Annotated in this window: 10 protein-coding genes; 5 read left to right on the top strand and 5 right to left on the bottom strand. The window is 60.2% G+C overall.

The annotated features are described in order from the left end of the window. Positions 1–54 precede the first annotated feature (54 nt). Positions 55–813, bottom strand: coding sequence for a DUF975 family protein (locus J7655_RS15260; protein ID WP_230925166.1), 759 nt, complete (start codon positions 811–813; stop codon positions 55–57). 183 nt (positions 814–996) lie between these two features. Here J7655_RS15260 and sbcB point away from each other — a divergent pair, with 183 nt between their 5' ends. Then, positions 997–2,445 carry an exodeoxyribonuclease I gene (gene sbcB / locus J7655_RS15255; RefSeq protein ID WP_230925165.1) on the top strand — a complete coding sequence of 483 codons (1,449 nt, stop codon included), beginning with the start codon at positions 997–999 and terminating at the stop codon, positions 2,443–2,445. Between the two features lie 194 nt (positions 2,446–2,639). Here sbcB and mvaT read toward each other — a convergent pair whose 3' ends face one another. Beyond that, positions 2,640–3,014 carry a histone-like nucleoid-structuring protein MvaT gene (gene mvaT, locus J7655_RS15250; RefSeq protein WP_230925164.1) on the bottom strand — a complete coding sequence of 125 codons (375 nt, stop codon included), beginning with the start codon at positions 3,012–3,014 and terminating at the stop codon, positions 2,640–2,642. Positions 3,015–3,308: 294 nt separating this feature from the next. Here mvaT and purU point away from each other — a divergent pair, with 294 nt between their 5' ends. From purU to J7655_RS15235, 3 genes are read left to right on the top strand one after another with little or no spacing between them, the layout of a single operon-like run. After that, on the top strand, positions 3,309–4,160 hold the full coding sequence (gene purU / locus J7655_RS15245) for a formyltetrahydrofolate deformylase (protein ID WP_003462508.1): 852 nt from the start codon (positions 3,309–3,311) through the stop codon (positions 4,158–4,160). A 43-nt stretch (positions 4,161–4,203) separates the two neighbouring features. Continuing rightward, positions 4,204–4,629, top strand: a complete 426-nt coding sequence (locus J7655_RS15240; RefSeq protein ID WP_230925163.1) for a CBS domain-containing protein — start codon at positions 4,204–4,206, stop codon at positions 4,627–4,629. Between the two features lie 11 nt (positions 4,630–4,640). Continuing rightward, positions 4,641–4,811, top strand: coding sequence for a hypothetical protein (locus J7655_RS15235; RefSeq protein WP_230925162.1), 171 nt, complete (start codon positions 4,641–4,643; stop codon positions 4,809–4,811). Between the two features lie 51 nt (positions 4,812–4,862). Here the strand turns inward: J7655_RS15235 and J7655_RS15230 are convergent, their stop codons facing one another. Further along, positions 4,863–6,740 carry a methyl-accepting chemotaxis protein gene (locus J7655_RS15230; protein ID WP_230925161.1) on the bottom strand — a complete coding sequence of 626 codons (1,878 nt, stop codon included), beginning with the start codon at positions 6,738–6,740 and terminating at the stop codon, positions 4,863–4,865. Between the two features lie 155 nt (positions 6,741–6,895). Between J7655_RS15230 and J7655_RS15225 the strand changes: the two genes are divergently transcribed. Then, complete coding sequence (locus tag J7655_RS15225) at positions 6,896–8,371, top strand: helicase HerA-like domain-containing protein (RefSeq protein WP_230925160.1); 1,476 nt, start codon at positions 6,896–6,898, stop codon at positions 8,369–8,371. Between the two features lie 125 nt (positions 8,372–8,496). On the opposite strand, the gene J7655_RS15220 is transcribed toward J7655_RS15225, so the two are convergent. Then, complete coding sequence (locus J7655_RS15220; protein WP_042857343.1) at positions 8,497–8,721, bottom strand: hypothetical protein; 225 nt, start codon at positions 8,719–8,721, stop codon at positions 8,497–8,499. 235 nt (positions 8,722–8,956) lie between these two features. After that, the gene (locus J7655_RS15215; protein ID WP_230925159.1) at positions 8,957–9,832 is read right to left on the bottom strand and encodes an aldose 1-epimerase; all 876 of its coding nucleotides are present in this window, start codon (positions 9,830–9,832) and stop codon (positions 8,957–8,959) included. Between the last annotated feature and the right edge of the window lie 80 nt (positions 9,833–9,912).

The following is a 9,912-nucleotide window of genomic DNA, read 5'->3' as shown; positions in this document are numbered from 1 at the left end:
AGCAGCGGGCCAAGAGCGCAACCGGGCCAGCGAACTGGCCCGAGTGACGTCGGTTTATTGAGCGGCCGGCAACACGCCAAAGATGGTGCGATACAGCACGCCCATGGCCACGACCATCAGCGGAATGCTCCATACCAGGCCGATGCCCAGCGGTATGGCGCTGACGATGATGATCAGGCCGAGCACGATGAACAGGCCGAAGACCTTGAACCAGTGTTGGGTGATGGCCTTGCGCGAGGCTTCCAGCGCCTGCCAGGGCGACAGGCCGCGCTCGACCACCAGTGGCACGGCCAGCAGATAGGCGACGCCCAGGTAGATGCCGGGGATCAGCAGCAGGATCATGCCGAGGTAGATCAGCAGCATCATCACCACGGCGGTGATGATCAGCGGCACGGTGCGGCCGAAGTGGCTGAAAATCTCGTTGAAGTTCAGGGGTTGATCAGCGGCGCGGCGAATGCCGACCATGTTGATGCCGGCCATGAAGGGGTAGGCCAGGGCCGAAGCCAGCAGCGAAATCAGGATCTCGCCAATGAATACCAGGGCCAGGTTATCGCTCAGCGCGCCGAAGATACCGACCACGCCGCCGAGGATGAAGGTGGCAGCCAGCAGCACCACGTAGAACACCAGAAAGCCACCGATGATGATGCCTTTGGTGCCCTTGACCTTGCTCCAGGACTCGCTCAGCAGCTCACCGATGCTGAAGTCATAACCACGCGCCAGGGCTTCTTCGATACTCGGTGCATGACCCTGGGGCGACTGTTGCAGATCGCTGGAGGGGGCGGCATGGGGATTGGGGGTAATCGCGTCACTCATGGTTGCGTCCTTGTACAGAGTGCTAGAGGAGTGCCAATGCTAATGGTTACAGCATTTTTCTAACAAGGGCGTTGCGTCCGCTCATGCCGCGCCTGTGCGCTGGTTCATGCTTTTGCCGAAGGCGGCGAGACCGCAGGTGAATGATAGACTGCGGGCAATTTTGCCTTGGGGACGCAGCTGCCAATGACTTCCAGCATCTTCTGGTACGACTACGAGACCACCGGTATCAATCCGCGTTGCGATCGTCCGTTGCAGGTGGCGGGCATCCGTACCGACGAGGCGCTGAACGAGATCGGCGAGCCGCTGAACCTCTATTGTCGGCCCAGCGATGACATCCTGCCGCACCCGGCCGCCTGCCTGGTCACTGGCATCGATCCGCAGCGCCTGCAGCAGCTGGGCCTGGACGAAGGCGAGTTCATGACCCGTGTGCATGCCGCGCTGTCGGCGCCCGGAACCTGTGGTGCGGGATACAATAGCCTGCGCTTCGATGATGAGGTGACGCGTTACAGCCTGTATCGCAACTTCTTCGACCCTTACGCGCGCGAATGGCAGGGCGGCAACAGCCGCTGGGATCTGATCGATCTGGTGCGCACTGCTTACGCACTGCGGCCCGAGGGCATCGAGTGGCCCGAGGAGGAGGGGCGCGTATCGCTCAAGCTGGAGCGGTTGACCCAGGCCAATGGCATCGATCATGGCCAGGCGCACGATGCGCTGTCCGACGTGCGCGCCACCATTGGCCTGGCGCGCCTGCTGCGTGAGCGGCAAACAAAACTGTACGACTTCCTCTATCAACTGCGCAGCAAGCAGCGGGTCATGGATCAGATTCGCCTGCTGCAGCCGGTGCTGCACGTTTCCGGGCGTTTTTCGGCGGCACGTCATTATCTGGCGCCGGTTCTGCCGCTGGCCTGGCATCCGCGCAATCGCAACGCACTGATCGTCTGCGACCTGCAGGCCGATCCCTCGCCCTTGCTGGAGCTGGACGCCGACACCCTGCGCAGCCGTCTCTACACGCGTCGCGAGGAACTCGCTGAGGGAGAGATGCCGGTGCCGTTGAAGTTGCTGCATATCAACCGCTGTCCGGTGGTGGCCCCTTTGTCGGTGTTACGAGAGGCGGATCGGCAGCGTTTGCAGTTGGACTGGTCGGTTTGTCAGCGCCATATCGAAGTGTTGAAGAATGAACAGCCACTGTGGCAGGACAAGTTGGCGAGTGTTTACCGGGAAGAGGCCTTTGCAGGCAGTCACGATCCCGAGCAACAGCTATACGATGGTTTTATCGGTGATCGCGATCGTCGTTTGTGTGAGCAGGTACGTGCCGCACAACCTGACGCATTGGCCAACAATAAAAAATGGCCGTTCGATGATGCACGACTGCCCGAGTTGTTGTTTCGTTATCGGGCGCGCAATTTTCCGGCCAGTCTGTCCGTCGCTGAGTCTCAGCGCTGGGATGCATTCTGTCGGCAGCGTTTGAGTGATCCAGAGTTCGGTGCACCCAATACCCTGGCGCAATTTTATGCGGCAATGGAGTCGCTGCGGGCAAACTGCAGCCCCGAGCAATTGCAAGTGTTGCAGCAATGGCAGGCCTATGCGCAGGCGTTGCAGGCGCGTTTGGCCATAAGTTCCGTAGGGATTTAAACGGCCAGGTGCTCAGGGCAATGTGCAGCGTATGAGGCGCACATCATGGCGTGCAGGAAAGAGGCCAGTGCGGAAACTGTTCGCTTGATGCGGATATTGCGCCTGCCGGAAATCGCCCTGAATAATTGGCGGCTGAAAACACCGCGACAATAAAAAACGCCAGCATGGCTGGCGTTTTGGGCATTGCGCAGGTGTTAGCCCAGCAGCGTGGCCCAGCCTTCGACGACGTCGGCGCCCCACTTGGCTTTCCATTCTTTCAGGGTCTTGTGGTTGCCGCCTTTGGTTTCGATCACTTCGCCGCTGTGCGGATTCTTGTATTGCTTGACCTTGCGTGCACGCTTGACGACGGCAGGCTTGGCTGCACGAACGCCTTTGGCAGTCTTGGCTTCAGGGTCGAGCAGGGCGATGATATCGCGCAGCGACTTCTGATATTCGCCCATCAGGGTGCGCAGTTTGCCTTCGAATTCCAGTTCTTTCTTCAGCTTGTCGTCTTGCGACAGGTTCTTCAGACGCTCTTGCAGTTCTTTGATGGCTTCTTCTGTGGCGCGGTATTCATTGATCAGCGACATGGATATTTACCTTGGCGTGAATAAATCTGTGGTAGTCAACAGTGGGTCAATAATAATCAGGCGCTAATAGCAAGTAAACAGTGCGAGATAAAATGACTGTGCCGCAGTGCAACCCTTTGTGTCATTCAACGGTGAATTAAATCGGTAATGGCGAGCGCTTGTGGAAGTTTCAGCGCCGCGTAACCGCACATTATTCGACTGGGGGCGACGTCGATAGGCTGGCAGCCCTGCTGCAGTTTTGCGCGCATGCCGTTAGAATGCCCGGCTTTATGCGTCGCCCTTGGGGTTTTAATTATGCGTACGTTCAGATTGGTCATCTCTTGCCCTGACCGCGTCGGCATCGTTGCCAAAGTCAGTAATTTTCTCGCCACCTACAACGGTTGGATTACCGAAGCCAGTCACCATTCCGACACGCAGAGTGGCTGGTTTTTCATGCGTCACGAAATCCGTGCCGACTCACTGCCGTTCGATCTCGATGGCTTCAAGCAGGCCTTCGCGCCGATTGCCCGCGAATTCTCGATGGAGTGGCGCATTACCGATTCGGCGCAGAAGAAGCGCGTGGTGCTGATGGCCAGCCGCGAGTCGCACTGCCTGGCCGATCTGCTGCACCGTTGGCACAGCAACGAGCTCGATTGCGAGATCCCCTGCGTGATCGCCAACCACGACGATCTGCGCAGCATGGTCGAGTGGCATGGCATTCCGTACTTCCATGTGCCGGTCGACCCCAAGGACAAGGCTCCGGCCTTCGCCGAAGTGGAGCGTCTGGTCAAGGCGCACCAGGCCGATGTCATCGTCCTGGCGCGCTACATGCAGATTCTGCCGCCGGCACTATGCGCCGAGTTCGCTCAGCGGGTGATCAACATTCATCACAGCTTCCTGCCGTCCTTCGTGGGCGCCAAACCCTATCACCAGGCCTCGCTGCGTGGTGTCAAGCTGATTGGCGCGACCTCGCACTATGTCACCGAAGAGCTGGACGCCGGCCCGATCATCGAGCAGGACGTGGTGCGGGTGACCCATCGCGACGATATCGAGGAAATGGTGCGCCTGGGCAAGGACGTGGAGAAAATGGTGCTGGCGCGTGGGCTACGCTATCACTTGGAAGACCGAGTGCTGGTGCACGACAACAAGACGGTGGTATTCGACTGACTTGCTGCATGGGCCGGCCACTGCACGACAGAGGAGAACGCCCATGCTCAAGTCCATCAAGGTGCGCGACTACATGACTCGCCATCTGGTGACCTTCAGGTCGGATACCGATCTGTTCACTGCCATCAATCGACTGCTGGAGCACCGTATTTCCGGTGCTCCGGTGGTCGACTCCCAGGGCCACCTGATTGGCCTGTTGTCCGAGGGTGACTGCCTGCGCGGCATTCTCTCCGGCGCCTACTACGAAGCAGTCGGTGGCACCGTCAGTACCTACATGACCACCGAGGTGGAGACGGTCACGCCCGAGGCTGACATCATCGAGCTGTCGGAGCGCTTCCTGCATGGCCGGCGGCGGCGTCTGCCGGTGATCGAGCATGGGCGCCTGGTCGGGCAGATCAGTCGCCATGATGTGCTGCGCGCAGTCAAGGAGTTCGCCCAGCATGAGCAGGGCGAGCTGAGCATTGGTTGAGGGCGTTGACGATGAATGATCCGTTGGACAAGGCCACCGCCAAGGCGCCTCCGACACTGGGCGAAGGCTGCGTGCGGCGCTACGATCCCGAAGCCCTCAGCGATGAGGATGGCACCGATTTCGCCGAGGCGGCCGAGCTCTGGCGACAGTTGCAGGAGCAGCGGGACAATTCTGGCGCGTGATGCAATACGAAGGGCGTCCTGCAGACGCCCTTTCTTCATGCGGCTGACTGCCTAGATACGGAAGCTGTCGACCAGGTGCTTGAGGCGTACGGCCTGTTGTTCCAGGTCGCCGCAGGCGCGCAATGTCGCTTGCAGGTTCTCCACGCCTTCCTGGTTGAGGGTATTGATCTCGATGATGTCCATATTCAGTGATTCGATCACCGAGGTTTGTTCTTCGGTCGCAGTCGCTACCGACTGGTTCATGCCGTCGATCTCGCCGATGCGGGCCGTCACAGTCCCCAGGCGCTCACCAGCCTGGTTGGCAATTTGCACGCTGTCTTCACTGTAGCGCTGGCTTTCGGTCATGGTGGTGACCGACTCGCGTGAACCGACCTGCAGTTCCTCGATCATCTTCTCGATTTCCTGTGCCGATTCCTGGGTGCGGTGCGCCAGGTTGCGCACCTCGTCGGCGACCACGGCGAAACCGCGTCCTGCCTCGCCGGCACGGGCTGCTTCAATGGCGGCGTTGAGTGCCAGCAGGTTGGTCTGCTGGGAGATGCTTTTGATCACTTCGAGAATCTGACCGATATCCACGGTCTTGCTGTTGAGCATCTCGATCTTGGCGCAGGCGTCGCTGATCTTGTCGGAGAGTTCGCTCATCGAGCGGATCGCCTGCTGCACCACCTTGCCGCCGTCCTCGGCCTGATGCCGTGCATCCGAGGCCTGGCTCGAGGCGTCAGCGGCGTTGCGGGCGATTTCCTGCGCGGCGGCGCCGAGTTGGTTGATTGCCGCAGCCACGCTGTTGGTGCGGCTGGACTGTTCGTCGGAGTTGGCCATCGATGAGTTGGAGGCATTGACCACCAGTTTCGCGACTTCGTTGACCTGGACGGTCGCCGAAGACACCTCGCGGATGGAGCTGTGGATACGTTCGACGAACTGGTTGAAAGAGCGCGCCAGCGCGCCAAATTCATCGTTGGACTGGATCGTCAGGCGCTTGGTCAGGTCTCCTTCACCCTGGGCAATGTCCTCCATGGCCTTGCCCATGGTGGTCAGCGGCTGCATCAGCACGCGGATCAGCAAGCCGAGCAGGGCAATGATCAGCACCACGGCAATCACCGTGGCGACGATGGCTGAGGCGCGGAACTCGCTGAGCATCGCGTAGGCCTTGGCCTTGTCGATGGACAGGCCTACGTGCCAGTTGACCGAGGGCAGCCCCTGAACCGGGGTGAAGGTAAGGATACGGGTGTCACCGTTCAGTGTGGATTCGCTGAATGCCTTGCTGATACTCGGGGTGTCCTGTGGATAGATCTCCTTGAGGTTCTTCATGACCAGGTCTTTGTCCGGGTGCACCAGAACCTTGCCGTCGGCACTGACCAGGAAGGCATAGCCGATGCCGTCGAAATCCAGGGCATTGATGATATCGACCAGGGTTTGCAGGCTCAGATCGCCGCCGACCACGCCAGCGGGCCTGGCCGGGGTGGCAACGGTGATGATCAGCTCGCTGGTTGCCGCATCGATGTAAGGTTCGGTCAGGGTCGTGTTGCCGGCAGCCATGGCGTCCTTGTACCAGGGGCGGCTGCGTGGGTCGTAGTCGGCGGGCATCTGCTCATCCGGGCGCATGGTGAAACCGCCGCTCTCGGTGCCCAGGTAGGTAAAGGCGAAGGAAGAGGTCAGCGCCTTCTGTTCCAGCAGTTTGATCACGCGCTCCTGCTCGCTGTCATTGCTGATCGACTGGGCGGCGCTTTCCACCAGCAGGATGCGCCCTGACAACCAGTTTTGAATATTGCTGGCCGTTACATTACCCATTTCATGCAGGTAGTTCTCCAGGTCTTCGCGGATGGCATTGCGTTGCAGGTAATCATTGTAGAGAGTGAACAGGGAAAAGGCGGCGATGACCACAAGGGATGCGGCGAGCAAAATCTTGTGGCTGAACTGCAGGTTTTTGTTCATGTTGTGTTGTATCCGGATGGCTCTGGAACCAGTCTTGTGTTCCACCATGGCGTTCTTGGGGCGCTGTGGTGGGCTGTTGCAGCAGGCAGGGTGACGTTTCGTTCTATTTTATGTCGGCATACCTGCAGTAAAGCTTTAACCCAGAGGATGGCAAGATGCCTTTGATTTCGCAGTTTGTATTGGGTGCTGGCAGTGATTGGCAGGCGGTGGGGCAACCGTTGCGCCTGGCCAACCGTCACGGGCTGATCGCGGGCGCAACCGGTACCGGCAAAACGGTGACCCTGCAGCGTCTGATCGAGACTTTCAGCGATGCCGGTGTGGCGGTATTCGCGGCCGATGTCAAAGGTGACCTGTGTGGCCTCGGCGCCGCCGGTGCGCCGCAGGGCAAGGTCGCCGAGCGTATTGCCAGCATGCCCTGGCTGAATCACCAGCCACAGGCCTACCCGGTGACGTTGTGGGATGTGCATGGACTGAGCGGCCACCCTTTGCGCACCACGCTCAGCGAGATGGGCCCTCTGTTGCTTGGTGCGCTGCTGGAGTTGACCGACAGTCAGCAGGCTGCACTCTATGCTGCCTTCAAGGTGGCGGATCGCGAAGGATTGCTGCTGCTCGACCTGAAGGACCTGAAAGCGCTGCTTGGCCATCTCAAGGACAACCCGCAGGTGCTCGGGGAAGACGCTGCGTTGTTTACCAGCACCTCGGCGCAGGCGTTGTTGCGCCGTTTGGCCGGTCTGGAGCAGCAGGGTGCCGAAGCCCTGTTCGGTGAGCCGGCATTGCAGCTCGAAGACCTGTTGCACCCGGATCGTGATGGCCGAGGCCGCGTGCATCTGCTCGATGCCTCGCGCCTGGTGCATGAGGCGCCCAAGGTCTACGCAACCTTTCTGTTATGGCTGCTGGCCGAGTTGTTCGAGCAGTTGCCGGAGCGTGGCGATGCCGACAAGCCGCTGCTGGCGCTGTTCTTCGATGAGGCGCATCTGCTCTTTCAGGGTACGCCCAAGGCGCTGCAGGAACGTCTGGAGCAGGTGGTGCGGCTGATTCGCTCCAAAGGGGTCGGCGTGTATTTCGTCACCCAGTCGCCAGGTGATTTACCTGATGATGTGCTGGCCCAGCTCGGCCTGCGCATTCAGCATGGTCTGCGCGCTTTTACGGCCAAGGAGCAGAAGGCTCTGCGCGCCGTGGCTGATGGCTTTCGCCCGAACCCGGCGTTCAACACGCTCAGCGTGCTCACCGAGTTGGGTATCGGCGAAGCGCTGGTTGGCACGCTGGAGGAAAAGGGCACGCCGGCCATGGTCCAGCGTGTGGCCATCGCGCCGCCGCAGTCGCGTATCGGCCCGCTGAGCGATGCCGAGCGGGCCGCGCTGGTGCGCCAGTCATCGCTGGCGGGGCGCTATGACAAGCCTGTCGACCGCGAGTCGGCCTACGAGCTGCTCAACGCTCGTGCCGAACAGGCTCGTGATGCCGCGCCAGCCAAGGCAGCAGGAAAACAGCAGGTAGAGCTAGGGTTGGGCGATATGGCCAGCGATCTGCTGGGCAGCGCCATGAAAAGTGCCTTGCGTCAGGCGGCCAACCAGCTAGGCCGGCAACTGGTGCGCGGACTGATGGGGTCGTTGATGGGGGGCAAGAAGCGCTAGAAACGGTCGTCACCCCGCGAAGGCGAGCATCCAGTGCTGTGCGGTCAGGTTCGCGGGTGTGATGCTAAATGTCATTGTCAGCGCGTCCACTGTGGCCGGGCAGATGAACCCGGTACGGCAGGCTGTTACTGGCCTGCAGCTTCGCCAGCGGCTTCCTGCTTGTCCTGGCGTTCTTTCTCGATCTTCTCGATTTCCTTCTCGAAGGCCTGATCGAGCAGGCTGGGTTTCTTGCGCCAGGGTTTACGGTCAGGATCCGGTTGAGCGGCGTAGGTAATGACTTCTCCGCCGTAAACATCCTTGTAACGCTGCGCCTGGCGCTCAAGTTCGGCGCGCAGTTCGTCTTTCGTCACGTGTTTTACCTGTCTGTTATGAGCGATCCACACGACACGTGAAGCACCAGGCTTCACTGCAGCGGTCAGGAATCGATCAGGGGCTTTGCCTTGAGTGGCAAGGAGATGATCGTGCAAAGCGTGCGCAATCTTCTCCGTGTTCTTCGCTACTTGACTGTTTGTAACTTTATTACGAGAAAAGTTGCATGCAGCAACTATCGCGTATTATCACCAACGCCTTGCCAATGTCCAGTAATCAGCCTCTTAGCGTCTGGTAATGCAAGCGCAAGTGCAGTTGGCAACTTTGTCCGTGAGCCAGTAACTGCAAGCCCGGGCGCGTTGGCAGGTGATGCGCATTGACCGGGTGAGTGACGGGCTCGAAACAGAAGAAGTTCTGCGCCTGCGGACAGAACAACAGAAATACATCGCTGCCTTCGGCCTCGCAGACCAGTTGATAATCGGCATCCGCTTGAATGATGCGCGCCATGCCCGGCCATTGGGTAAAGGCATTGTCGACGAGTTGCTGCGGCAGCAGGGTCGGCTCTTCGAAGTTCCATGCCGGCGGCAACTCGACCCACTGACTGGACAGTTTGTCTTCAGCGTATAACCACACCCCGGCGGCTTTGGCCTGCAGGCGCGTGTGCGCGTTACGTGGCAGATAGGGGTGCAGGCCCAGACCATACCAGGTGGCGTGCGCGCCAAGATGGGTGGCGTGTAACGTCATGCGCAGGCAGCCGTCGTGCAGGCGAACGTGCAGCGTGGCGCGGTAGGGAAACGGCGATTGGCTGTCGAGGCGCAGGCTCGCGCTGTCGGATGTCACGTCGACTACCTGCCAGGGCTGCTGCCAGGCACTGCCATGAATCGGCAGGGGCTCATGATCGGTGTTGGCGCTTAGAGCCTGCCAGCCGGCAGGTGTATCGAAGCCGCCGCCGCCGATGCGATTGGACCAAGGAAGTAATGGATAGCAGGCCAGGCGCCTAGGATTGGCGCCGGCTAGCGCCTGCTCGTCGCTGTGTCGCAGCAGCGCTCGGCCATCGCTCAGGCGAGTCCAGTTGACCAGGCTGGCGCCCAGCTCTGGGGCGAGGGTCAGTTGTGTCAGGCTATCGCGCAGGGTCAGCAGGGTCGTTGGCATGTGGCGCTCCTGGGGCTATAAATGTCGGGAATTCATAGTGTCATCGTACAACTGCTGGGCTATCATGGCGGCAAAGCCAC

This window comes from Pseudomonas wenzhouensis, assembly GCF_021029445.1.
Taxonomy (GTDB): domain Bacteria; phylum Pseudomonadota; class Gammaproteobacteria; order Pseudomonadales; family Pseudomonadaceae; genus Aquipseudomonas; species Aquipseudomonas wenzhouensis.
Note: the sequence above shows the minus strand (reverse complement) of the source record. Positions and strands in the feature narration are given on the sequence as shown.